The following is a 23,788-nucleotide window of genomic DNA, read 5'->3' as shown; positions in this document are numbered from 1 at the left end:
GCGGAAAATCTGACCGCCATTTCGGGCGAGGCCACATTCTATCTGTTGGCAGTTCCGAACGATCAAATCTAATAGGCGGGTTATAGCCAGTGATTTGACGCCCGAGCTCATGGCATGCTTTGCACATGGAAAGTCGTGCACTTGTGGCTTGGAATGTGCGTCGGATTCGGATTAGCCGCGGCATTTCGCAAGAGAAATTGGCTTATCAGGCCGGCGTTGACCGCTCCTATTTGGCCAGTCTTGAGCGGCAATCGAAAAACCCGACAATTGATCTGCTCGAGCGCATCGCCGAGGCGCTGGACGTTCATTTGTCCGAATTCTTCGTTCGGCCTGTGACGCCCAAGACCTTTCCTAAAGATCGCAACCGGTGAGTTTACGTCGTCGTTGGGCGGGTTAGCCATTATATGCGATTGGGCAGAGCGCTCGAAGATAGCACCGCCCAACTTATGTTCGAAATTGCGCAGGTAACGCCTCAGCGCTGACTGCTTAACTCCGAGGGTCTCTGCCGCTTGGCGGAGGCTTCGGTGCTGGGATACGACGATCGCCCAGCGTAGATCTCGAAATTACACTGGCACGTCGAAACCTATGACAGCTTGCTCGTGACCAAGATTTCTCTTGAAGGGAGCTTGCACTGCTTCGCGCCGCCTCGTCCGCCCGTTCACTGTTCCTATGCCCCGATGGGGACAGTCACTTTCGCAATCCTGCTAGCGCTTGCGATCCTTCCTGCCTGGCATATTGGTCCGTACGAGCATGATGCCTTTGTGGAAGCCACACACCCTTCGCGTGCGAGTCTCATCGTCCAAGTTCAGCCGACTCGTTCCTTAGGCCTAGAACTATTCGTAACGCTCTAGTCCGAAATCCGCAGCTTCAATGTCAGGCCTTCGACCAGAGACAAGGTCCGCTATGACCCGTGCGGAGCCGCAACTCATCGTCCAACCGAGAGTGCCATGTCCTGTGTTCAAGAATAGATTACTAATTCTGGTCCCGCCGATAATTGGCGTTCCATCCGGGGTCATCGGTCGTAGCCCTGACCAGAAGGACGCCTTTTTGGGATCTCCACCGGGAAACAGATCCATCACGGAATACTCCAGCGTTAGCCGGCGTGCCTCGACGAGGTCATTGGTGTAACCCGAGATTTCGGCCATTCCGCCGACACGAATGCGATCCCCGAGGCGGGTAATCGCAATCTTGTATGTCTCGTCCATGACCGTCGATTCGGGAGCGCGCGAAGTGTCGGTAATGGGAATCGTCAGCGAGTATCCCTTGACAGGATAGACTGGCAACTTGATTCCTATTTTCTTGAGGAGAAGCGGCGAATAACTTCCCAGTGCGACAACGACCGCGTCCGAACGAATAGCCCCGCGATCGGTGATCACACCACGCACTCGGCCGGCTTCGATGTCCAGTCCATTGATGCAATGTCCGTAACGGAAATCGGTGCCCAATGCAGCGGATTTCTGCTCCAGTGCATTGGTGAACTTGAAGCAATCGCCGGTCTCGTCCTTCGGAGTCAAAAGTCCTCCGACTATTCGATCGCGAACATGGCGCAATGCGGGTTCGACCCGAACGCAACCGTCTCGATCGAGCACCTCAAATGGAACGCCATCTGCTGCAAGAGCCTTCACGTCCTTTGCTGATGCATCGAGCTGCTGTTGTGTTCGAAACAGCTGCAGGGTTCCCTGCATGCGCTCGTCATAGTGAAGCGAGGCTTCCGCCCTTACCTCGGCAAGCGCCTTGCGACTGTAGTCCGCCAGACGCAGCATCCGTCCCTTGTTGCGGGCATACCGGCTGGCTGTGCAGTTGGACAGCATGCGGACAAGCCAAGATAGCATCGCGGCATCAAGCTTCGGGCGAAGGATCAATGGCGCATGCCGCATGAGCATCCACCTGACGGCCTTCATAGGGATTCCGGGGGCAGCGCAAGGCGAACAATAGCCAAAGGAGACCTCCCCGTCGTTCGCATAACTGGTCTCCAGTGCTGGACCCGACTGCCTATCGACAACGACGACTTCGTGCCCGAGCTTTGCAAGTTGATATGCGGTTGTGACGCCGATAACGCCCGCGCCTAAACTCGTGACTTTCATCGTTTCGGTCCAATGTTCTGTTTAAACGATAGCGACGGGAGGCATTTGCCGCGATCGCGTCAGCGATATTCTCTGCGGAAGCGAGAACCGAGGCCTGTGAGAATTTCGTAGGCGATCGTGCCCGCGTCAGCTGCCAGCGCCTCGATTGTCTGATGAGGACCGATCACTTCGACGAGGCTTCCGAGACCGAGTGCATCATCAGGCAGACCGGAGATGTCGACTGTCATGCTGTCCATCGAGACGCGACCCAGGATGGGCAGACGTTGACCGCGGTAGTAGACGGCCCCGCGACCGCTCAGACTCCGTGGGAGACCGTCAGCATAGCCGGCGCAAAGAGTGGCAAGCCGGGTGCTGCCGGTGGTAACGTGCGTTCCACTGTAGCCGACCAGCGTGCCGCACGGTCCGTGCGGGTCTGCGCAACTGCAATCGAGAGGCTCACGACTGGCTCCATCGGATTTGCGACACTTGCCTGCGCCGCGCCGCCATAGAGCGCGATCCCCGAACGGACAAGAGCACCGTGATAGTCCTTGCCCATCAGTACGCCAGCCGAGTTGGCAAAGCAGAATGGTACCGGGGCAAATTCCTGTGTCACCATCAGCATTTCTGCAAGCTGCGCAGCATTCTGCCCCTTGGTGGGCTCATCTGCAGAGGCGAGATGGCTCATCACGTAGAGAATCTCGAGTTCCGGTGATTGCGCTATTTCCATGCGCACCACAGCGCGCTCGGCGGGCGCAAATCCGAGCCGTGACATGCCGGTATCGAATTGTAGAATAGCAGGCAGACGCCTACCTTCGACGCGCCCGAGCGCGCCACCGCTGAAGCTGGCATAAGGAGTTGATGACGGGAATGATGTGGGCTGAAGCGCAAGCGGGCTCCGCGCCGGGCAGCAGGCCATTCAGCACAAAGAGCTGAGCGTCGTTTGGAAGATGAGGCCGCAGCGCAATGGCTTCCTCCGCTTGCGCCACAAAAAAGTGTCTGCAGCCTGCATCGAGCAATGACCTCGCCACCTGGATGGCACCCAGACCATAGGCGTCGGCCTTGACGACTGCCGCAACGCTGGCCGGGTTCGCCAAAGCTGCGATACGCTCAAAATTCCGGCGCAGTGCGGTCAAGTCGACGGTCATGTAGCCGCGAAAGCCCTGTGCTTCCCCATCTACAAGCGGCTGCGGAGCAGTTCGGTCGAATTTGTTTTCGCTTTGCATGACGAAAGGCGTAGCGCAATAATCGAGCAAATGCCGCGCATTCGTTGCTTGATTATTCCGCTAGTGCTTTGGCGCGGTAAAGCTGCTACTTTTGCAGGTCCCAAGGGACGAGACACGGTCGGCCTGTTGCATTCCGGGTAGCTGCACCAGGCGCACGCATCGACGGCCTTCTTCAACCGAGCAGCGCTGCGGTCCCGAAAAGCCGTTACAAAGCACAGATGCTCTGTCGGAAAGCCTGTCGCGGCAGCAAGAGCTTGGAGCGCTTCTTTGCGGCGCTCGTTAAGGATGGGCCGGAGCCAGGTCCACAAAGACCGCGTCGGGAAGAGCCTTGTCGGTCTTAATGTCGATCCCGATCGTTGTCGCGAGATGATCGTCCCTCTCGATGACCTTGTTGCCGCTTTCGGTGACGAACAGAACAGCGGGATTCACCAGGAACTTCGGAGCAAACTCCTCGATGACCGCCTTGGTGATGTCGGAGCTGGGGCCGGGCTTCATCCGCCGCGTTTCGCCGTTGGGGAAGGTGACCAGCAGTCGGTCGTCGGCGGCGGAAGCGCCTTTGCGGACGAGCGTGATGCGCGCCAAGGCCCCCTTGCTCAGGTGTTTGGATTGCCAAGGCGTGTCGGAGGAAGCAGCGGCACAACTGGCGGATTTGAAGAAGCCCGCGATGCCCGAGGCCGCCGAGCGGTTGCTGGCCGGCAAGGGGCTGGCTGCCGCAGGTGCTGCGGATGTCGCAACGCGCGTCGGAGCCAGCGCTGGCCGCATAATCGACTCCGGCGAGTATGCCGGGCCGCGCAGGCGGCCCGGCTCTGTTGTGTCCAAAAATTTGCGCGCGCCACAGGCGCGCGTCGTCGTATTGCGTCTCAGAAATAGGGATCGAGATTCTTGACAGCGATGACAAACATCTCGCCCTTGGCCCCATCGGGTCCATTTGTGCCGCTACCGAGATTCGCCGGGTTGGGATAGTCTCCCGGCGAGCCGGGACCCGAGGGACCGCACCACCCATTCCTTCCCGCGCCGGAGCCGCCGCCTCCGGGAGTACCCGGCGCTCCACCTCGACCACCGACCCCACCCAGGCCACCTTGGTTGTTGACGCGAGCATAGCTGAACGTATCAGCTCCCCGCTTCAGCGATACGAATACGAGTGTCGCACCGGCGCCACCGGCACCACCGTTGCCGCCACGCCCTCCTTGGCCCGCAGTGCCGCCATCTCCTCCGGGACCAGGTCCCTCGTGGCAATCAAACGGACCAGTTGCGCCCTCTTTTCCATTTCCGGCATGGCCGCCATCACCACCCCGGCCGCCTTGCCCGCCTACGCCTCCATCAAGTCCGCGCACAAGAACGGCGAGATTCAGAATGCCAGGCGGTATCTCTTTTCCTTTGTCATCGAGGAGCTTCTCCGCAATCACGTAGATTGTGGGGAGTGTGATCGACGATCCATTGGAGCCCGGCCCCACCCGGTTGTCCCGGATGACCATTGTTGCCCCTTCGGTTCGTCTCACCGAAATCGTCTGCTCCTTTCTGTCCCACCGCGCCGACGTATCCGTTATTTGCAGCGGGTTTACTCATATCGCGCTCGATGAACGAATAAGCTGAAGCGTCCCTGAACTTGAGAGTCTTGGTGACGATCGCGACCCAAGGATGAGAAAAATTCGCCAAGACCAGATGCGCGTCCTTGTCGAACACAATTTCATCGGCCTTGATGACCTGCTGGGTGAACGTCTCCGACTTTGTGATGGGGATGACAGATTTGATCTTCGGTGCGGCCTTGATCGCATCCGCGATTTCTTTCGGCACCTCCGGGGGAGCGACAACTTCCAGTTCAGATGCATCGCGCGTCGTAACCGCCGCGCGGTCGACGAAGATACTTTCGGCAAACGTGGGGGGCGAGCAGGCAAGCAACATTGAAGTAGCCAAAAGCCAGGTTCGCATCGTCAAATCTCCATTTGAAAGGTGATGAAGCCCAGCTTCCAGGTGCTGGGTGGAATAGTCGTACAGTGCTAATGCTGCATCACGGTGAAGGCCTTTTGCTGGCTCGCTTGTGCGCCTGAATGCAGCTTCCCCTCATTTATTTTTGTAAAACGCATTTTTTGCGCGGTCGACGGCGCATACACGTGCTGCCTTGCCAAGGACCACCTGCAGAATCGAGCTGGTCGCCTCAAATCGATCCCACGGCCGCCCCACCCAGCAAAGGATTGGCTGCCGACTAACACTAGCAAAGAAAATCGATGACGGATTCGGCGCCCAGGTATGCAGTTCACTGGCGCAACCCAAGTACGAAGGGCGCTTTTCGGCAAGGACTCGCAAGTGATACGCGTTATCAATCAAAATCCAGAAAAGCCCGGAATTGCAGGCGGACCTTGCTTCGTATCGCGAAGGCTTTTGCCAGCATGTCGATTTTTGAAGTTCGCCAACGGCCTGATTCAGGTGGCGCGCTCCATTTCTATCGCCAATGTTTGCGTTGCGCACAATCAATCGGCTCTGCTCTGAATAAAACCCCGGAACTTGCCGATTGCCCACCATGGAAGGAAGATCACGCGGAGAAATTCAACGTGCCCGCGACGCGCAATATAGTGAGATCATCCAAAAGAATGTTCGCAAGCAAAGAGACGGCGATGAATGCTTTGAAAGAGAATACGACAACTACCTGCTTGCCCCGAATGGCGCGCTAGACGCGCCAAGGTACTAAATCGAGCCAAGGGCATTTGCGAGGGCTGTTTGGATCGCAAGGCGACGCAGGTCCATCACCTAACTTACAAGCACATCTTTCGCGAGTTCGTGTTCGAGCTGATCGCGGTTTGCGATGAGTGTCATTCCCGACTTCATTCGGACAAGACCAGCGATTGCTCGCCGGCAGAGATTGACGGTGCGGAATGGGAGGATCAACACCCGTGCGACGGATGCAGATTCGCGAGCGAGAACGAAAATCGGCCTTGGTGCTTCATCCTCGACACGTCCGCCGCAGATGCTCTTGCTTCGGGCGGCGATTGTGGACCAGAACGTCACAATTTTGAGCCGCTCAAATAAAAGCGCCGGGGTCGCCCCGTCCAAGTGGGCGACTGAAGCCTGCGAAGGCAGGTCAGTTAGTCGTCCGTGAAGAACCTGGATTTCAGCTCGGGACGAACTGAAGCCGTAGGAAGAGCTGGACGAGGATTTGGCGCAACAGGAGCTGCAGCCAGCGGAGGAGACGCTGGAAGTTGTAACCGGCGGCGGCGAGGACGGCATTGGTGGCGTCGCCTTGGGGATGCCAGAGATAGTTGCGGCCCATCCGGTGTTCGGATTTGAGATGGCCGATGACCGGCTCGACCGCGGAGCGCCTTCGCAGCTCGCGTTTGATCTTTGGCGTCACCCGCCGCTTCTGGCCTGAGGTGAACACCCTGAACCTGTAATCGGGCGGCGCATTGTGGCCGCTCCGGTGCGCTTTGCCCTTGCCGATGCATTCCACCTCCGGCGCGTGCAGCGAATAGACCTTCGGTCCCCGCTGGTGCTGCTTCTGGTCGAGCACCCGTCGCGCCAGCGCCAGCATACGCCCAAGGACAATCTCGCCGAGCAAGTCGGTGCGGATAACTTTTGACGCCGTTTTCCTCTGCCGCGGCGACATACTCCGCAAAGGCGTCGAACTGACATTTCGGTCCCGCACCATGCGCCGTGAGTATATCGAATAGAGGCCTCAGTGCCGGATCGCGAAAATTTCGACGTATTGATTCCGCTACCGCAGTATCGCGGACATCAAACCTAACTTGATATTGCCACTGCGAGGTCACGAGGCCCTACCGCTTCGCCATGCACTGGCTCATTCTATGCCAGTTCGCTCTGGTTACAAAACGAGACATCGCCAACTTCTGCCACCACAAAGCCCACCAGACTTTATGTGGCGAACTTTAGAATTCACCTGATTAGTATGTTCATGAGCAACTACGCGGCGGGCAACACGGTAAGTTCATCCTGCCCTACAGCCACGATCTTATCGACCGAGAACCCGTTGAATCTCGCCATTTGCGTATAGGCGCCCACATTCTGGAATTCAATCCAATCGCCTTCGTGCAAATCGCGTGGCAGTGAATACGAGAATCCAAGCCTGTCCGTGCCGTCGCAAGTTGGGCCGAAGATGATGAAGTCCTGCCACTCCTCAGTCTGGATCGGCCGTCCCCCACGCCAAGCACGGGCGGGGAGCAGAAAATATTGCCGGGCAGGTGAGAGCCCGCTGTAGATGCCCGCGCCGCAGTAGAGCGCCCCGTCTTTTCTTAAGATCACCCGGCAAAACAAAGAGATGCTATCATGAACCAGTGCTCGTCCGGGCTCACACAAGAGTTCAACACGCTTCAGTGCATCCGTTTCGCGCACAAGTTTCGTGATGTCGGAGAGCATGCTCAAGGGAGAGTTATAGGGGACGTTCAGATAATGGCCGGGAAAGCCGCCACCAATATCGAGCGCTGTGGGAGCCGGAGAAACAGCTTCAATAATGTCGACGGCCGCCCGAATGCCATGCAGGTACGGATCGACAACGATCGTTTGGGAACCTGGGTGAAAGGCCAAGCCCGTGGTCCAGCGCGATTGCGCGTTGACGAGACCCAGCAGACGGCTCGCTTCGGCGGGCGAGACACCAAACTTGCCGTTTAAGTCTAAGATGGCGCACGTCCCGCTACACTTGAACCGGACGTAGATTCGTATTTCCGGATCATGCGACGGCAGCACCTCAAGGAGCTTCCGCAGCTCGGCTTCGCAATCGATGACATAGTCGCGAACCCCCAGATCTCGGAACGTCCGTTCGATATCGCGACGAGATTTCACGGGATTCATGAACCATGAACAGGCCCGGGGAACAGTCGAATGGACAAGGCGGGCTTCGGCCAGCGACGCCACGTCGAATCCGGCCACTCCAGCGCGAGAGACCGCGTGAAGAATTTTGGGCAACGGATTCGCCTTCACCGCATACAGCACGCGTCCTGAGAAATGCTCGGTGAATTCGCGCGTGACGGATGCAAGACGCCCCTCATCGAACGTATAGAAGGCATCAACTTCCGCACTTTCCAATGATCTTACCAAGCTCATATTGCACCATTCCTCGCGCGCCAGAAGGGGAGTAGCCAGCGCCGTTGTTGCCGGCTGCGAGAGCAACGACCATGCCAGCGCTCCCCACGCGTTGAACCGCCTGATTACGCTTTGAAACAGCTCGCCATGCGCCACGGCGCGCGATGTCTTCTTTCGTACACGGCTGTGAAAAGCCAGACAAAGATCGAGGGGCCGCGCTGGGTCCCCGCAAACTTCAACGGGTTACCTCGCTCAGCGTCGATCCTCCGCAGCTTCTCGTCAACATCAACAGGCAAGCCTCCTCGTTTTCTCTAATTGCGCGCCACAGGACCTTTGGAGCGAATATCCTTGGCGCGGATCAACGCGACATTGCCGAACGCTTCAGTAATGGCCGATTCAAAGGCAAAGAGCGTTTCGACGGTTTCTCCTGGACGAGAGGTGCCACTGGCGTGCCCTTGCTTGGCGAGGCATTGGCTGCACTCGAATGCGAAGTCGACGAGATCATCGAACGGTATTCGCACGGGATCGTCGTCGGACGCCTCGTCGACGTCGGACTGTCCCAGCGGCTGTCTGGCCTCGCATATTAAAACTCCGAGTATGTCGAGATCGGCTCTCGCCCGATTTCAACCTGATCGCTGCCGCAGGCTCTCCTGTTTGCTCCATGGCGGACCAGCAGGATTTAGATGGTGAAGCGCGCTGCGCACGCCTCGTGCGCCTGGGCTAGGGCCATACGCGTATTTTGGCCGCAACGCTCATTCTTGGATTATGGCTAGTCGTGCAAGTTGAAGCCCGCAAGCAGTTGTCGATCCAGAATCGCGATTTCGCGTTGAGTATTGCCGATGAACTCAAGGATGCCCGCCTTGCCTTTCGGACGCTCGTCCAATTTGTCCAGAGGCCGGCGAAGGCCAGAAGCGGGCGGTCCTCTTCGCGTGCGATAGCGCACAGCACGGTGCTGATGATCTCTTTCGCAGAACGCGTGATACGCACGCGACTTGGGTACGGCGGCACAGTGTCGCACCCTGGCAGCGACGCCAAGAGCGCTAGGTCCACTGGCGGGTACACTGGAACGCCTTCAATCAAAAATTGATGTACTTTCAGCTGGATAGGCGAGGGTTCGATTCCGCCCCTGTGCTCCGCATCGGTACTCTGCTCCTTGCGGCGACGGGCCGCTTGGAGTCCTCCCTTCACATCGGAGCGACAGGTTCCTGTGTTCCTTGTCAAAGCCTGATCCGAGGTCACGCCGCCTTCATGCCGGACGCCGGTGGGGCAGTCAGCAGGCTCCCCCCAACCCTTGCTCGCGGGATAGACATCCTGATGCCGGTTTCGACGTCGATAGAACATGTTACGACACGTCATCAGCGGTTTACTTACGTTCGTCTCCTCGGACCTCACCTGACGGAGTTTCCTCCGCCTTTTCTTCCAACGCTCACCACCAGGGCTCTTTACCCTCGCAGCTCGGACTGGTTTGAAGTCTTCCCCTGCAGGCCGACCTCGGAGGGCCCTCCTCCATCTCTGACAAAGCTTCGTCAGGCTTCATGCCGAAGCCTGACTTCCACAGCACACGATGTCCTCATTGCTTGAGCGACCGCCACAGCCGCTCGATGAAGACGTTGTCCATCCAACGACCGCGGCCATCCATGGAGATCTTGATCCCTGCGCCCGCCAACGCGCCGGGTGAAGGCGCACTGGTGAACTGACTGCCCTGGTCGGAGATCGAGAAGCTGCACGCCAAGATCGGACAACTGACAGTCGAGCGCGATTTTTAGCACGGAGGTCCGGAAGATGAGCACGCCGGACCGTCGAGGAATGCTCGATCGCGCCGACCCAGGCGCTGTCGATCCGCCGGCAATGCATGTTGCTTGGCATCGCGCGCTCTGGGGTCTACCGGCCGCCACGGCCGGCCAACGACAACGGCCTTGCCCTGATGCAGCGGATCGACGAGCTGTTCACCGCCTGGCCGTTCCTGGGCTCGCGGCGAATGACCACCATGCTGAAGGCTGAGGGGCTTCAGGTCAATCGCAAGACGCGTGCAGCGCCTGATGCGCAAGATGGGCATCGCGGCGCTGGGACCGGGTTTCGGATGCCGGCCCCATGACGGTATTGCCGCGCATACGGGGCCGGCGTCCGAAAGCCAAGCCGAACACGACGAAGCCGGCGCCAGGACCGGCCAAACCAGGTGTGGGCGGCCGACATCACGTATTTGCCCATCGGCCGTGGCTTTCTCTATCTCGTCGCCGTCATCGACTGGGCGAGCCGTGCGGTTCTGGCGTGGCGGTTGTCGAACACGATGGACGTCTCGTTCTGCGTGGCGGCTCTGGAAGAGGCGCTGGCGACGTACGGCACGCCGGAGATTTTCAACACGATCGTCATGTTGCGCAGCAGATAGGGATAGATCTTGTGGCCTCGCGTTCGCGCACGTCCTCGCTCTCCCGCCGGACACCCGCGTCAAAAGCTCGGGCCGCCTGGTCCAGCAGTTGCTTCTTCCAGGCATAGATCTGGTTCGCGTGAACCTCATGGCGCTGGCCAGATCGGCCACCGTCGCCTGCTCCCGCACGGCTTCCAGCGCGATCTTTGCCTTCAACGCCGCGTCGATCTTCCGTCGTGTCTTTTCGTCCTCATGCCCTCCGTCTATCAAACGGAGCGGCCCTTTTCCAACTAAGCCTCTGGTCCTAAAATCGGGGTCCATTTCAATCATGGTTGCGGGAACACGTTCCAACGGCACCAGAGGTGATCTCTTCACTGACGGTCCGTGTCGTTGTGATGAGCCGTGTCCGGTTGAAGACGTGCATGTAGGACGTCCGACAGTAAGGCTGGCGCGTAGCCCGCCGCCTCAGTGCGAAGCACGAGGTTTTTGCCATTCTTTAAGCAACACTCGCACCACCCCTTTTGCGGCACACTGATTGCTAGGGACGCGGGGCAGAGCCGTTGGTTGCTGCGGATTTTGGAGGGCGGCAGCGACGCCCGCCAAGTCCGGATGTAATGTAGGTTTTGCGATGAGCCGGATGAGGCGGTCCGAGAGTCGACCTTCTGCCCCGCGCGGTCTCGAAAGACCGCGCTGGTCGGCTGCCTTCATTTCACTGGTTAGTACATGTGCTCTTTACTTATGCTGGAGTCGCCGGAATTCCGAGAAGCCCTAGCATTACAGTTGCCTTTTTTGCGCGCTTCTGAATCCATGGGCAACCATGATTCGAATGTCGTGGACGCGGGCCGCGTCGGTTGAGGAGACGCTTGCGTTGTGGGCGGCGTCGCTTCGAGAGGTCAAGCAGCGGATACGTCCGTTGTTCACGCAAGAGCGTGTGGCGACGAATGCAGGCCTGTTCCTGGAAGGTCTGCTCGGAGATGAGCAGCGCAAGACCGGTTGGATGCGCGCGGAGGCGGCTGGCGATCCCGGCCCATGGCGGCAGCAGGCGATCCTGGGTCGCGGGGATTGGGACGCTGATGCCCTGCGCGATATCGTCCGGGACTATGTCATCGAGCACTTGGCGGATGACGATGCGGTGCTGGTGATCGACGAGACCGGCTTTCTCAAGCAGGGTAACGCCTCGTGCGGAGTGGCGCGGCAATACACTGGTTCGGCAGGGAAGATCACGAACTGCCAGATCGGCGTCTTCGCTACCTACGTTTCGCGTCATGGTCATGCGTTCATCGATCGCGCGTTGTATCTTCCGAAGGAATGGACCGACGATCCAGATCGTCTGGAAGCCGCATACGTGCCCGATGTCTGCTTTGCGACCAAACCAAAGCTTGCGACGAGAATGATCGCACGTGCGATAGCCGCGTCTGTACCATTCAAGTGGGTTGCCGGTGACACGGTCTACGGTGTTGGCGACATCGAACAGCAACTACGTCGGGCAGGCAAAGGCTACGTGCTCGGGGTCAGCAGCGCTCATGTGTTTCGATCCTGGGGCAAGCGACCGCCGGTCGCCGGTACGGCCGCGGACCTCGCCCGGACGCGGCGCCCGTCCGACTGGAAGCGCCTGTCGGCGGGAGCCGGAACCAAAGGACCGCGGCTGCACGACTGGTGTTATCTCGAACTGGCCGACCTCGAGGCCGAGCAGTTCAACAGCGCAAATGATGGTTTATGGACGCGCGGTCTGCTGATCCGTCGCCATATCGCCGATGGCGATCTCGCCTTCTTCACCACCTGGTGCCCAGCGGGAACATCAATTGAAACGCTGGTCGCGGTCGAAGGCCATCGATGGGCGATCGAGGACAGCTTTGAAACCGCGAAAAACGAGTTCGGGCTCGATCATAACGAGAGCAGGTCCTGGCATGGCTGGCATCGCCACGTGTCCCTGGTGATGCTCGCCTTCGCCATGCTGGCGGCGATCCGCCATCGCGCTAATCCGCCACCGCCCAAAAAACGAAACCTCGCCCCCCGGCAAAAGCCAAAGCATAACCACACCGCCACTGATCCGTTGGTCAATCCAGGAAATCCGCCGCATTGCCATCAGACTTGCTCGAAAGCGTATTCAACCCGCACGCATCATCGCATGGTCTTTCTGGCGCAGAGCTCATCAGGCTGCCGCTCAACGCGCTCACGTCAAATCAAAAAGACAACTGTAATGCTAGATGATAGCCGTCTCGCGTGAGGACTTTGTTGAGCGCGTCCACTATCCGTAGTTGCCCGTCCCCCGTTCGCGACAGTGGATGAACCGTCTCCTCGATCATCGCAGCGAAACGCGCCCGCGAGCAGTCGAACGCCCCGATTTCTCCGAACAAATGCTCGACCGACCAATCGCCGGGATTCCGGTCCATGTGTCTCTCGATTTGATCGCGGAGGGTGCGGCCGCGCGGCTCGAACATTTCGAACGGCGTTGTCGCGGTTCTGGCCGCAAAGGGACGCGCAGACGCGCTGGAGCAGGCGCGAGTGACGGCGACGGAGTCGCAAGGCGCTCAGCAATACAAGATCTTCTCGACGCGGGGCGGCTACCAGCCGGGCAACGTCACCATGTTCAGCAGCAACTGAAGGCGCAGAAGATAGATCGCTCGGATTTCCGGCGCGCAATCGCGATGGTTGCCCTGTTGGCCGTGTTCATGGTCACGCTGTCCTACATCCATCGGCGCCCGGCGCCGCGGCCGGTATCCGAGGTGCCCGCCATCTCCGCACCCGATGATCTCTCGGCCGAGCTGCGCCGCTGCCGCGCGCTTGGACCGGAGGATGCCGAAGATCCGCACTGCAGAGCGGTCTGGGAGGAGACCGATCACGGCTTCCAGTTTACTGCGACACCAGCCCATGCGCTCCGATCGGCCGCGAGCCACTCATGATGCTTGACGACGAGCGCAGCGATGGCGCCGCAAAGCAAGTCTTCGATGTGATGCAACGGATCGCCGTCATGGGCAAGCCGCGGCGAGAGGCCTTCAAGGCCCTGGACAAACTCCCAGAACTGCGGGAGCTGGACCTGCGAGAAACGCTCGCCTGAATTGAGCAGTTGCCGCATCTGGAAAGGAAAGTTGGCAATCGTCTGGTCCGTGGCGATGCGCTGAAGATCTTCGTGATTCTTCTGCCTCACCTCGTCCGACCACTCGAAGCTGACAGCCACGCGCTTTCCGTCGCGCATCTCGAAGGTGTAGTTGTCGGGGTTGAGACGTTCGCTCTTCGGCGGTTCCTCGCCGTCGAGATCGGCAACCCATCCCGGTCGCAACTGTGCGAGGAAGGGCCGCTCGGCTTCATCGGCGACCAGCGTTTCAACGATGCCGCCGCCGATGTAGAGCAGCATGTTTCGACGGTGGGGCATCTGATGCCAAGCGCGGCCAAGCTCGATCATCGCACGTGGCTGGTGTATCCAAAGCCCCATGGGACCGGAACTGTCCGAATTTCGTAGCGTAGAGGCTTGGCGGTCCCAATCCAAAAGCACCCAGTTCTGAAGAAGCGGCTTCAAGACGCCGGCGAAACAGGGCGGGACAGTATTTGCCAACATCGAAAGGAGGCCGGCGAATGCCAGCGACTCGCTCTCCTTCAGGATGCGGCTAATCCACGTGTCGACAGATTCGCCGCGATCGATCTTCTTGTGGAGTCAATGTTCCAGCGCCATGAGTACGCTATGAATCGTCGAACCAGACAGAACCGGCCAATCATGATGCCACCGGAAGACGTTCAAATCGCCGCACCAGAGGCGAGTTTCGCTTCCGATGCGCACCGTGAGGCCGTGGCCTTCAGAAAACCGCCGGGTCACAAAATTGAGCAGCGAGCATGTCGCAGATCGCGATGGCCGAGACCAGGCCGTCTTCATAGCCGCGGCCGAACGGCTTGTTGAAGAAGAAGTGGCCGGATTTCTCGAACCCAGCGAGCGCGCCCATCTCGTTGGTGCGGCGCTTCAAGCCGCATTCTGCGTCGAGACGCAGGATGCTCTCGCTCGCCACGGCAAGCCGGACATCTTCAACACCGACCAGGGCTCGCAGTTCACCGGCGCGGCGTTCACCGGCGTGCTCGCCAGTCACGGCATCGCCATCAGCATGGACGGCCAGGGCTCCTGGCGCGACAACGTGTACGTCAAGCGGCTGTGGCGCAGCGTCAAATATGAGGAGGTCTATCTGCGCGCCTGCGACACCGTGTCCGACGCCCGCGCCTCGATCGGCCGATACCTCGACTTTTACAATGGCCGGCGTCCTCACTCGAGCCTTGACGGCGGCACCCCGGATCAAGCTTACTTCAATCCGCTGCCGTTCCGCGCGGCAGCTTAATTTTGGCGGAAGCTTCACTTTATCGACGCCGAATTGCTGTTCAGACAACCGGGACCACCTCATATATCCATGCCTTACCACTCGCTCGTCTCCCCCGAGCTTTCGATTGTTCAGATCCTTCGGGAGGCCGATAAAGTGATCCTACTGGCTCGGCCGAAGTCAGCGGTCTCAAGCTGTCCCTGTTGCGGCTGTCAGACCGACCGCGTGCACAGCCATTACGTGCGCCGCTTAGCTGATCTGCCGTGGCAGGATCGGATTGTTGAGATCCGTCTTCGCGCACGACGCTTTCGATGCGCTAACTCGAAATGCCCACGACAGATTTTCACGGAGCGGTTGCCGCAAATTGCGCGATCGAAAGCGAGACGAACCTCCCGTCTCTGCGACAGGCAATTGGCGATCGGATTCGCGATCGGCGGAAAGCCGGGTGCACGACTATCTCGCAAGCTTGGTATGCCTGCCAGCGGCGACACACTGCTACGGATGATCCGCGCGGTCGAGTTCAAGCCGCCAGAGCCGCTGCGTGTGATCGGCATTGACGACTGGGCCTGGCGCAAGGGGCAACGCTACGGAACCATCATCTGCGACCTTGAACGCAATCGCGTCATCGATCTTTTGCCGGACCGAAACGCCAATACGGTCGCGCATTGGCTAAAACGCCATCCAGGCATCGAAGTGATTGCCCGCGATCGTGCCGGCGTTTATTCCAAGGGTGCCCGTCGTGGCGCTCCCGATGCAATGCAGGTGGCAGACCGTTTTCATCTTCTTCAAAGCCTAAGCGATGCGCTGCATTTGGCAGTTAGCCGTCATCGCAACGCCCTCGGTGCCGCTGCAAAGGCCGTGGCTGCGGAGGTAGTCCGTGAAGATAACGCTAAGCCCGAATCGCGGCCCAAAGAGGCTTCCACAAAACTTGATCAGCTGCGCCGCAAGCGACGGAGCGAGCGCCGCTCACATTATGCCGAAATCCTCGACCTACGCGCCAATGGCCTGGCGCCGCGCAGGATCGCGCTGCGGATCGGTATGAGTGTGAGGACGGTCGAGCGCTGGCTTGCCGCGGGTGGTGAGCCTGAGCACCGGAGGCCGCGCGCGCACTCAGTCATCGTTGGTTTCCAAGATTATCTAGAAAAGCGCTGGGACGAAGGTGAACGCCGCGGGTCGCAACTATGGGCCGAAATCAAGCTCATGGGCTTTGAAGGCAGCAAGGCGACAATCTACCGATGGACTGCCGTGCGAAAGCAAGGTTTATCGAATGCTCCGTCAAATGTGCAGTGGCGATTGCCTTCGCGCCGTAATTGTGCACGGCTCCTAATGGGAGAGCCTACATTGCTCGATGAGCAAACGGAGCTGTTCCTTCACCATCTCCTGGAGGTTGCGCCGGAACTTTCGGACGCCGCCAGGCTCGCGCGACGATTCGCGGGAGTTATACGGGGACAAGATGATGCGAGTCTCCAGCAATGGATCGAGGATGCTTCGAACAGCGAACTGGCTGCCCTGGCACGAGGTATCGCCAGGGACATTGCAGCTGTTCGGGGAGCGATCAAGCAACCCTGGAGTACCAGCCCCGTGGAAGGACATATCAACCGGCTGAAGACGATGAAGCGCCAGATGTACGGTCGTTCGGGATTTGCACTGCTCAGAAATAGGGTGCTGGCAACCGACTGACAACGCACAGTCGCCTAGGACGACACGTGAAGAGGAGAGCTGCACCAAATATGCGGAAGATCCCAAGGCGCGCGCGCGACGATCCGAAAGGGGGTCGTGAGAATCCTACGCGCTCGCTCAATTGGCGTCTGCGCCCAGAAATGATCGCGTGCGGATGTGCGGTCGGCTAGAATGGTCTTTGTAGGTCGGGGGACTCGCTATGGATGCTATTTGGACGAGATGACGGGACTGTTGCGGCGCGGCAATCAGGATGGAAGCCGAGCGTCAATCAGGGGATGACACGCTGGTGATCCTGGAAGATCTCAACGGCCCGATAGGTGAGCCGGACGTCCACCCGACGGCCGATCAGCCGGTGCGGCACCGAGTAAAAGGTCTTGTCGACTTCGACATGATAATCCGGGTGGACCTTCGCCATTTTCCATTCGGCGTATTCGAACGGCTCGCCCGGCAGCGGCCTCAACGCAGCGCGCTGGATCTCCTCGAACAGCTGCCGGCGGGATTTGCCGGTATGGCGCATCGGCCGATGGTTCAGCTCCTCCAGCAAATCGGCGATCGCAGTATTGAGATCGGTCAGGTTGAAGAACCGCCGATGGCGCAGCCGTGCCAGAATCCAGCGCTCAACAATCAGCACCGCGCCTTCAACCTTGCCCTTGTCCCGCGGCTTGCGGCTGCGGGTCGGCAAAATCGTCGTGTCGTAGTGCTCGGCCATGGCGGCAAAGGTTTGGTTGAGCGTCGGCTCGAACCACAACACCTTGACGACCCCGGCCTTCACATTGTCGCAGACGATCGCCTTGGGAACTCCGCCGAAATACGACAAGGCTCGGGTCTGGCCTTCGATCCAATCTGGTAGTCGCTGACCGAAGCTTCCCATAGCGAAGGTCAGCGACGAGGCCCCGAGCACCGCGACAAATATCTGCGCCTGACGGATCTCGCCGCTTTGCGGATCGATCACCTCCACCGTCGGACCGGCATAGTCGGTCTGCATCACCGCACCCGCCGCGTGGCGATGACGGAAGGTGGGGTTTGGTCATACGATCGCAATCGAGCTAGAAGAGACCAGCGTCAAAGGCTTCCGTTGTTGCAATTGGATCAAATAGTCCTCCGTTAAGAATCTGGTTTGAGCGCGGGTGTGCGAGGGAGCAGCTGCATCAAAGCGTTCAGGATTAGGTGCAGCAAAAGCTTCAGCCAGGCGAGGAAGATTGTGGCCGACGGCGGTCAGGACGACATTTGCCGGATCGCCGTCGCGGCCCTTGAGATGGCAGCGGCCGAGGTGTCCGTCGGTCTTCATATGACCGATCACGGGCTCGATGGCGGAGCGGCGCCTGAGTTCGCGTTTGATCACCCCGAAGACGCCACGCTTCTGGCCCGAGATGAAGACGCGGCGCGGGTTACTGTTTCGAGACCGCGGTAGCTCTTGTCGACATAGGCGCGCTCGATTCCGCAGCCAGTGAGCGTCTCGGTGCTGTTGATGACCTCGCCGAACGTGTGCCCGTCATATGGGTTACCCGGCAGCGCCTTGGCGTGCAGCACGAACTGGCCGCCCGGGGCGCGGGCATTGGTGGTGACGATCGAAGCCTTGACGCCGAACTCATACGGCGCTGAGGCCTTGCCCTTACCGATGCATTCGACCTCGGGTGCGTGGAAGGAGTAAAGCTTGTATCCGCGCTGCCGCTGCTCCTGGGAGCGGATCTGGCCTGCGCGCGAAAGCGGTTGCTCGAACGCAGCTTCGAGTTCTGGCTGGCCGGCGATCTTGCGGCGGATGTCTCGGATCAGGCGGCCGAGCCGCGACCGCAGCAGGCGCAATTGCCGACGATGGCGCTTGAACTGTTTGGCATGGGCATAACGACCGCCATCATCGCCGCCTGCTTGGCGATGCGCCGATAGGATTGCCGCAGCTCAAGGCCATGCGCGGGCCAGCCGGTTGAGCCCCTGATCGCCGCATGGACCAGCTTGGCATCGGTCGGGAACGTGATGGCCTTGGGCTGCACGGTAGTGTCCACCGTCACCCGCTCGAGATCGCGCGTCCGCAACGCGCCGGCTTGGTGCGCCACCCTGAGACTCTCGCCAGTAAGAGCTCAAGCTTACTTCCGAGCCGCTTGCGCCTATGACGTATCCGCCCGGTGAGGGCCGCCTTGCCGAATGAGGCGTATTGTTGAGAACTGTCCTTATGGACAGTGATAGGCGCAGTGCCCAAGTCGAACGGCTTGAGGTGGTAGACACGGGCCGGCGACGGCGCTGGTCCGAGGATGAGAAGCTCAAGATCGTCCTGGAGAGCTTACAGGGGCCGCGCCAGGTCGCTGCAACCGCGCGGCGGTACGGCGTTTCGCCCTCATTGCTGCTGCGATGGCGACGGTCGTTTCGGCCTGAGCCGAAGGATGCCGCCGATCCACCTGGCTTCGTACCGGCGGTAGTGGTCGCGGAGGCAGGACCGACGTCCTGTCCAGTCGCGCCGGCCAACGACGGCGGGTCGATCGAGATCGAGTTTGCGGCCGGGGCTCGGATGCGGATCACGGGCGCGGTCGACGCGGCGACGCTGAAGGCCGCCGTGGCGGCGCTGGCAGATGGACGCCTACGGTGATCCCGATTGCGTCGGGCGTGCGGGTGTGGATTGCGACCGGCCACACCGATATGCGCCGCGGCATGAACTCGCTGGGCTTGCTGGTGCAGGAAGCCTTCAAGCGAGACCCGCACGGCGGCGACCTCTATGTGTTCCGTGGCAGGAGCGGCAAGCTGATCAAGATCCTTTGGCACGATGGACTGGGCATGTCGCTCTACGCCAAGCGGCTGGAGCGTGGCCGCTTTCTGTGGCCGTCGTCGGCTGATGGAGTGGTGACAATCACCCCTGCCCAGCTTGGCTACTTGCTGGAGGGCATCGACTGGCGGATGCCGCAACAGACCTGGCGACCGCAGGCGGCTGGCTGATCGCTGGGATTTGAATGGGTGACAGGATCCGCGGTTCGGACAGAGATCGCGTCTTGTGATTCTCTGGTCGGCGATGGGCCCCGATGATTCTCTTCCCGACGATGTGACCACGCTGCAGACGATGCTGCGCGCCGAGCGAGCGGCCCGGTTGGCCGCGGAAGCGGAAGCCCAGGCGGGAACATTGCTGATCGAGAAGCTCAAGCTCACGATCAAGAAGCTCCGGCACGAGCAGTTCGGACAGTCCTCCGAGCGAGGCGCATTGCTGGACCAGCTCGAGCTACAGCTGGCCGACCTGGAGGAGAACGCGGCTCAAGCTGAGACCGCGGCGCAGATAGCAGCCGAGAAGATTGCGGCGCCATCGTTCGAGCGCCGCAAGCCAGCCCGCCGGCCGCTGCCGGAGCATTTGCCGCGGGAGCGCATTGTCTATCCCGTGCCGGCTTCCTGCCCATGCTGCGGCGACAGCCGATTGCGCAAGATTGGCGAGGCCGTAACCGAGACGCTGGAGCTCGTTCCGCGCCAGTGGAAGGTGATCCAGCACGTGCGCGAGAAGCTCGTCTGCCGGGCCTGCGAAGCGATCACTCAACCGCCGGCCCCCTCGCATCCGATTGCGCGCGGGCGTGCAGGGTCCAAGCTGCTTGCCCATGTCCTGTTCGCCAAGTACGGCCTGCACCTGCCGCTTCATCGTCAGAGCGATGTCTATCAGCGTGAAGGCATCGACCTCGACGTATCGACGCTCGCGGACTGGGTAGGTGCCTCCGCGGCAACCCTGATGCCTCTGGTCGATGCGATCGGGAGCCACGTCTTCGCGGCGGAGCGCATCCACGCGGATGACACCACGGTGGCGGTCCTGGCCAAGGGCAAGACCAGGACCGGCCGGCTCTGGACCTATCTATGGACGGTCCCCGCTTTGCAAGGCCATTCGCTTTGTTTTGGCTAACGATCGTTTGCAGCTATCTATCCGGCTTTATGGCATGCCACGAGCCTTGATGAGATCCGCGGATCGGCGCCCAATTACGTTGCGCATTGCCTCATTCAAAATGTTACTGGAAAACTTCTCGCCGATGATTGGGTCGGTGCCACCGAATTGGTTCGGTGGCCACTATGGCGGGAAAGATCAGCATGGGCGCGCGGCGCGAAGTGGTGTCAGCAGTGACGGAGCAATACCGGTCGGCCAAGCGGGCGGAAAAGGGACGGATCCTCGACGCGCTGTGCGCGACGACGGGCTGGCATCGTAAGCATGCGATGCGCGCACTCCGGCGGCGCACGACGGTTGGGCCCAGCAAGGTCGAGAAACCGCAAGAGCGTAAACGTAGATATGGTACGACGATCAAGGACGCGATGACGGCGCTGTGGGAGGCGCGGATCGGGTGTGCGGCAAGCGGCTCAAGGTGATGGTTCCGACCTTGCTGCCGGCGCTCGAGCAACATGGCCGATTGCGGCTTGGCCAGGCGGACCGTGATCGTGTTCTGGCCATCAGCGCCGCCACCATTGATCGCCTGCTCGTCGATGTGAAGATTGCGGCGAGCGGCGGCAGGCGGCGCCGTGCCGGATTCTATTCGGCAATCCGGCGCGAGGTCCCGATCCGCACGTTCAATGACTGGAACAGCCCGGTGCCTGGCTTCTGCGAGGTCGACATGGTCGCGCATGGCGGCACGTCGGTGGCCGGCTCGTTCATCCAGACCCTGACGATGGTCGATATCGCCACTGGCTGGACGGAGTGCCTGCCGTTGCTGACGCGGGAGGGTTCGCTGGTCGTCGAAGCGATCAACCGCGCACAGAGCCTGTTCCCCTGGTTGTTGCGCGGCGTTGACTTCGACAACGACAGCGCCTTCATGAACGATGTCGTCGTGCCATGGTATCGCGAACAGAAGCTCGAAGTGACGCGCTCGCGCGCGTACAAGAAGAACGATCAAGCATTCGTCGAGCAGAAGAATGGTGCCGTCGTCCGCCGCCTCATGGGCTATGGCCGCTTCGATGGCGTCGAGACGGCGCGCGTGATGGGCCGCCTCTATGCGGCGGCGCGGCTCTACGTCAACTTCTTCCAGCCCTCGTTCAAGCTGAAGGAGAAGCGCCGCGAAGGGGCTAAAGTGATCAAGCGCTATCATCCCCCATCGACGCCCTACGAGCGTGCATTAGCGCATCCCAAGGTGACCGCCGCCGTGAAGAAACGGCTGCGCGATCAGTATCGCTCGCTCGATCCGGTCGCGCTGTTGGCCGAGATTCGCGCAACCCAGAACGAACTCGGCAATCGCGTCGATCGTCGTGCCGGACAGGCGCGTGGCCTGCAATCCGCTCACGCGAGCAACGCGCCGGTGACCGCGGCGACGTTCGCGAAGACGCTCGGCAAGAGGGTGACCGCCGGCGAGCCGCGTGCCACGCACCGGCGGACTCGTCGGCCCTATAAAACCAGGGTTCGCATGCCGTCCAAGCTCGACCCGCATATTGCTGCTATCGAGGGCTGGCTCGCGGAGCAGCCGCAACTGACGGCGCTCACAATCGTCGGTCGGCTGAGCGAGACTCACCCCGAGGAGTTCGGGGCGAGACAGCATTCGATCGTGCAGCGCCTGCTAAGGGCGCTTAGACAAAAGACGGCCGAGCAGTTGGTCGCGGAGCGGCCGCTTGCGGATGCCTCGACCGCCGCTCCATCGCCCGGGGTTGTGGACGGCTCGGGCTATGTAGGGCCCGACCCGCCCACAGCCCCTTTCGTCGAGCAAGCCGGGAAAGCTACCTGGCGCGGCCGATCAGTCGACCTCGTATCCGTGCCATCAGGGTAACATTTGCTGATGCGGCAATACGGGGGTCCCAGTCCAATGCCGATTGACATCAAGAGTCGCGTACCGCTCAGACGCTTCCGGTACGATGCCAAAAACGACATCTTGAAGTGCCCGCGAGGGCGTATCTTGCGCCCCGCGCGGCTCATCAAGCACGGCCGTTTCTTTTACTCGAAGGCGAAGGATTGCGCCCGGTGTCCGCTCAAGGGCGATTGCCTATCCAAAGGGCGAGTTAACAAAGCGGTCGTTGTCGGTGACCATTATCCGGCACTGCTGCGTGCCCGCCGCCGTCACGAGCGATGGAGTAAGCAGGATCGACATCTCTATCAACGGCATCGCTGGCGCTCAGAGGGCTTCCACGGCGAAGCCAAAACTTGGCATGGACTGGCGCGCGCCATACGGCGCGGTCTACCGAATATGAAGATCCAGGCCTACCTCACGGCCGCCGGCATCAACCTCAAGCGGCTGGCAACTGCTCTCCTTGCGCTTATTCTGCGTTGGATTGTCCCTCATAGTGCGTTTGCGGCTTCAGATCGCGCTGTAGAGCGAGCTTTGACGCGAGGGCCATGATAGGGCCGATCTCTGCATCGCGCGAGATCTATTGGCACCTTCTTCAACGACCCCCGCGTCCACTTCATGCGCAATGCGCTGGCCCATGCCGAGAAAAGCGGACGGCGTGTCGTTTCCGCCTTCATCGCCACTGCGTTTGCCCAGGGCGATGCCGAGACCGCACGAGCGCAATGGCGGAAGGTCGCCGATCAGCTCCGCCCCAAGCTACCCAAGCTCGCCGGCTTCCTCGACGAGGCCGAGACCGATGTGCTGGCCTACATGACGTTCCCGCCGCACATCGCGCCAAGCTGCACTCGACGGATGAGATAGACAAGCGATTTTTAATGATCGCCCCGATGACGATTGCGGGCATCGCGTCCATTCTTTTGTTCGGCCGCGGCGCGGGCCATTCTGACATCGGTCCTGCCTCAAGGCCAACCCGCTCAACTTGACCAGCCCATGGTTCGAGGTACTGAACAATCGATGGCGCGTCTGCCAACGTGGTTCCCTCCCGGATAAGCTTTCCGGTCTCGTCCACTGCACATACCGCAACGGAATTCAGCGAAACATCGAGGCCGACGTAGATTATGGCTTTCCTCCTTTCCGGATGGAGTTGGTCCATGATCGTCAGCCAAAACGTGCCGCGCGGCAATCGGTCAGGCGATCGGGACCGAATACCCCATCTCTTCCGTGAACCGTGCTCGCTTCATCTGTCCGTCCTTCTTCGGCCCGGACTCTAACTCCTACTGGAGCAGCGGCAGGTCACCTCAACATCACCACGATCGCGAAAGGCGTGGAGACTACCGAGCAGCGCGATCGGCTTCGTGCCGAGGGCTGCAACGAGCGCACGGCGTCCTATTCGGCGGCTCAAGCCGGCGGCTGAGGTGTA

At 60.3% G+C, this 23,788-nt stretch carries 20 protein-coding genes and 12 pseudogenes; 18 read left to right on the top strand and 14 right to left on the bottom strand.

Annotated elements, in window-relative coordinates; all coding sequences use genetic code 11:
* Positions 1–125: 125 nt before the first annotated feature.
* Positions 126–371, top strand: coding sequence for a helix-turn-helix transcriptional regulator (locus tag IVB54_RS35740; protein ID WP_026233326.1), 246 nt, complete (start codon positions 126–128; stop codon positions 369–371).
* Between the two features lie 51 nt (positions 372–422).
* Here the strand turns inward: IVB54_RS35740 and IVB54_RS41545 are convergent.
* From IVB54_RS41545 to IVB54_RS35710, 6 genes and pseudogenes are all read right to left on the bottom strand, one after another.
* A pseudogene (locus tag IVB54_RS41545) lies at positions 423–551 on the bottom strand (LysR family transcriptional regulator); the annotation flags it as partial.
* Positions 552–833: 282 nt separating this feature from the next.
* Positions 834–2,084: a D-amino acid dehydrogenase gene (locus tag IVB54_RS35730; RefSeq protein ID WP_018457204.1), complete on the bottom strand. Its 1,251-nt coding sequence runs from the start codon at positions 2,082–2,084 to the stop codon at positions 834–836.
* Positions 2,085–2,143: 59 nt separating this feature from the next.
* Positions 2,144–3,208, bottom strand: a pseudogene (gene alr, locus IVB54_RS35725) (alanine racemase).
* 357 nt (positions 3,209–3,565) lie between these two features.
* Entirely contained in the window at positions 3,566–4,048 is a 483-nt protein-coding gene (locus tag IVB54_RS35720) for a BsuBI/PstI family type II restriction endonuclease (protein WP_083926465.1), read from the bottom strand.
* A 361-nt stretch (positions 4,049–4,409) separates the two neighbouring features.
* Positions 4,410–4,577 carry a hypothetical protein gene (locus IVB54_RS41540; RefSeq protein WP_018457201.1) on the bottom strand — a complete coding sequence of 56 codons (168 nt, stop codon included), beginning with the start codon at positions 4,575–4,577 and terminating at the stop codon, positions 4,410–4,412.
* 89 nt (positions 4,578–4,666) lie between these two features.
* Complete coding sequence (locus IVB54_RS35710; protein ID WP_157643000.1) at positions 4,667–5,215, bottom strand: hypothetical protein; 549 nt, start codon at positions 5,213–5,215, stop codon at positions 4,667–4,669.
* A 428-nt stretch (positions 5,216–5,643) separates the two neighbouring features.
* Here IVB54_RS35710 and IVB54_RS35705 point away from each other — a divergent pair, with 428 nt between their 5' ends.
* Both IVB54_RS35705 and IVB54_RS35700 read left to right on the top strand, forming a co-directional pair.
* Positions 5,644–5,955, top strand: coding sequence for a hypothetical protein (locus IVB54_RS35705; protein WP_247384554.1), 312 nt, complete (start codon positions 5,644–5,646; stop codon positions 5,953–5,955).
* A 46-nt stretch (positions 5,956–6,001) separates the two neighbouring features.
* A complete protein-coding gene (locus IVB54_RS35700) occupies positions 6,002–6,310 on the top strand; it encodes a hypothetical protein (protein ID WP_018457199.1) in 309 nt (102 codons plus the stop codon).
* 82 nt (positions 6,311–6,392) lie between these two features.
* On the opposite strand, the pseudogene IVB54_RS35695 reads toward IVB54_RS35700, so the two are convergent.
* A pseudogene (locus IVB54_RS35695) lies at positions 6,393–6,797 on the bottom strand (IS5/IS1182 family transposase); the annotation flags it as partial.
* A gap of 401 nt (positions 6,798–7,198) precedes the next feature.
* The gene (locus IVB54_RS35690) at positions 7,199–8,470 is read right to left on the bottom strand and encodes an alanine racemase (protein WP_018457197.1); all 1,272 of its coding nucleotides are present in this window, start codon (positions 8,468–8,470) and stop codon (positions 7,199–7,201) included.
* A gap of 8 nt (positions 8,471–8,478) precedes the next feature.
* On the opposite strand from IVB54_RS35690, the gene IVB54_RS35685 reads away from it, so the two are divergent.
* Positions 8,479–8,901, top strand: a complete 423-nt coding sequence (locus IVB54_RS35685; RefSeq protein WP_247776958.1) for a flavin reductase family protein — start codon at positions 8,479–8,481, stop codon at positions 8,899–8,901.
* Between the two features lie 989 nt (positions 8,902–9,890).
* Here the strand turns inward: IVB54_RS35685 and IVB54_RS35680 are convergent.
* Positions 9,891–10,025, bottom strand: a pseudogene (locus tag IVB54_RS35680) (IS3 family transposase); the annotation flags it as partial.
* Positions 10,026–10,166: 141 nt separating this feature from the next.
* On the opposite strand from IVB54_RS35680, the gene IVB54_RS35675 reads away from it, so the two are divergent.
* The 3 genes and pseudogenes from IVB54_RS35675 to IVB54_RS35665 form a co-directional block, all read left to right on the top strand.
* Complete coding sequence (locus tag IVB54_RS35675) at positions 10,167–10,409, top strand: IS3 family transposase (protein WP_247338499.1); 243 nt, start codon at positions 10,167–10,169, stop codon at positions 10,407–10,409.
* A gap of 81 nt (positions 10,410–10,490) precedes the next feature.
* Positions 10,491–10,700, top strand: coding sequence for a DDE-type integrase/transposase/recombinase (locus IVB54_RS35670; RefSeq protein ID WP_247401223.1), 210 nt, complete (start codon positions 10,491–10,493; stop codon positions 10,698–10,700).
* Positions 10,701–11,496: 796 nt separating this feature from the next.
* Positions 11,497–12,660 (top strand): annotated as a pseudogene (locus IVB54_RS35665) (IS701 family transposase); the annotation flags it as partial.
* A gap of 202 nt (positions 12,661–12,862) precedes the next feature.
* Here the strand turns inward: IVB54_RS35665 and IVB54_RS35660 are convergent.
* On the bottom strand, positions 12,863–13,072 hold the full coding sequence (locus tag IVB54_RS35660; protein WP_018459526.1) for a hypothetical protein: 210 nt from the start codon (positions 13,070–13,072) through the stop codon (positions 12,863–12,865).
* Between the two features lie 46 nt (positions 13,073–13,118).
* On the opposite strand from IVB54_RS35660, the pseudogene IVB54_RS41870 reads away from it, so the two are divergent.
* Positions 13,119–13,283, top strand: a pseudogene (locus IVB54_RS41870) (conjugal transfer protein TrbJ); the annotation flags it as partial.
* Positions 13,284–13,327: 44 nt separating this feature from the next.
* The gene (gene trbK-alt, locus IVB54_RS35655; RefSeq protein ID WP_083926562.1) at positions 13,328–13,582 is read left to right on the top strand and encodes a putative entry exclusion protein TrbK-alt; all 255 of its coding nucleotides are present in this window, start codon (positions 13,328–13,330) and stop codon (positions 13,580–13,582) included.
* On the opposite strand, the gene IVB54_RS35650 is transcribed toward trbK-alt, so the two are convergent.
* Positions 13,519–14,082 (bottom strand): hypothetical protein, encoded by a 564-nt coding sequence (locus IVB54_RS35650; protein ID WP_018459528.1) that lies wholly within the window; start codon positions 14,080–14,082, stop codon positions 13,519–13,521. The genes trbK-alt and IVB54_RS35650 overlap by 64 nt on opposite strands.
* A gap of 388 nt (positions 14,083–14,470) precedes the next feature.
* A complete protein-coding gene (locus IVB54_RS35645) occupies positions 14,471–14,614 on the bottom strand; it encodes a hypothetical protein (RefSeq protein WP_018459529.1) in 144 nt (47 codons plus the stop codon).
* A gap of 15 nt (positions 14,615–14,629) precedes the next feature.
* On the opposite strand from IVB54_RS35645, the pseudogene IVB54_RS35640 reads away from it, so the two are divergent.
* Together IVB54_RS35640 and IVB54_RS35635 are read left to right on the top strand one after the other, a co-directional pair.
* Positions 14,630–14,998: pseudogene (locus IVB54_RS35640) on the top strand (integrase core domain-containing protein); the annotation flags it as partial.
* Between the two features lie 69 nt (positions 14,999–15,067).
* Positions 15,068–16,657 carry an ISL3 family transposase gene (locus tag IVB54_RS35635; RefSeq protein ID WP_026233831.1) on the top strand — a complete coding sequence of 530 codons (1,590 nt, stop codon included), beginning with the start codon at positions 15,068–15,070 and terminating at the stop codon, positions 16,655–16,657.
* A 277-nt stretch (positions 16,658–16,934) separates the two neighbouring features.
* Here IVB54_RS35635 and istA read toward each other — a convergent pair.
* Together istA and IVB54_RS35625 are read right to left on the bottom strand one after the other, a co-directional pair.
* Positions 16,935–17,672 (bottom strand): annotated as a pseudogene (gene istA, locus IVB54_RS35630) (IS21 family transposase); the annotation flags it as partial.
* Positions 17,673–17,761: 89 nt separating this feature from the next.
* Positions 17,762–18,758: pseudogene (locus IVB54_RS35625) on the bottom strand (IS5 family transposase); the annotation flags it as partial.
* 108 nt (positions 18,759–18,866) lie between these two features.
* Between IVB54_RS35625 and IVB54_RS35620 the strand changes: the two are divergent.
* From IVB54_RS35620 to IVB54_RS35590, 7 genes and pseudogenes are all read left to right on the top strand, one after another.
* Positions 18,867–19,235, top strand: coding sequence for a transposase (locus tag IVB54_RS35620; RefSeq protein WP_245288547.1), 369 nt, complete (start codon positions 18,867–18,869; stop codon positions 19,233–19,235).
* On the top strand, positions 19,232–19,579 hold the full coding sequence (tnpB, locus tag IVB54_RS35615; RefSeq protein WP_008545089.1) for an IS66 family insertion sequence element accessory protein TnpB: 348 nt from the start codon (positions 19,232–19,234) through the stop codon (positions 19,577–19,579). Before IVB54_RS35620 ends, tnpB begins: the two co-directional genes overlap by 4 nt.
* Before the next feature lie 73 nt (positions 19,580–19,652).
* Positions 19,653–20,471, top strand: a pseudogene (locus IVB54_RS35610) (IS66 family transposase); the annotation flags it as partial.
* A gap of 209 nt (positions 20,472–20,680) precedes the next feature.
* Complete coding sequence (locus IVB54_RS35605) at positions 20,681–20,971, top strand: hypothetical protein (RefSeq protein ID WP_088930824.1); 291 nt, start codon at positions 20,681–20,683, stop codon at positions 20,969–20,971.
* A gap of 11 nt (positions 20,972–20,982) precedes the next feature.
* The gene (locus tag IVB54_RS35600) at positions 20,983–22,353 is read left to right on the top strand and encodes a DDE-type integrase/transposase/recombinase (protein ID WP_157643112.1); all 1,371 of its coding nucleotides are present in this window, start codon (positions 20,983–20,985) and stop codon (positions 22,351–22,353) included.
* Between the two features lie 48 nt (positions 22,354–22,401).
* Positions 22,402–22,854 (top strand): annotated as a pseudogene (locus IVB54_RS35595) (transposase); the annotation flags it as partial.
* A gap of 120 nt (positions 22,855–22,974) precedes the next feature.
* A pseudogene (locus IVB54_RS35590) lies at positions 22,975–23,234 on the top strand (transposase); the annotation flags it as partial.
* Between the last annotated feature and the right edge of the window lie 554 nt (positions 23,235–23,788).

It is taken from the genome of Bradyrhizobium sp. CW1, assembly GCF_023100665.1.
Taxonomy (GTDB): domain Bacteria; phylum Pseudomonadota; class Alphaproteobacteria; order Rhizobiales; family Xanthobacteraceae; genus Bradyrhizobium; species Bradyrhizobium canariense_D.
This window is presented reverse-complemented; position numbering and strand designations above follow the sequence as displayed.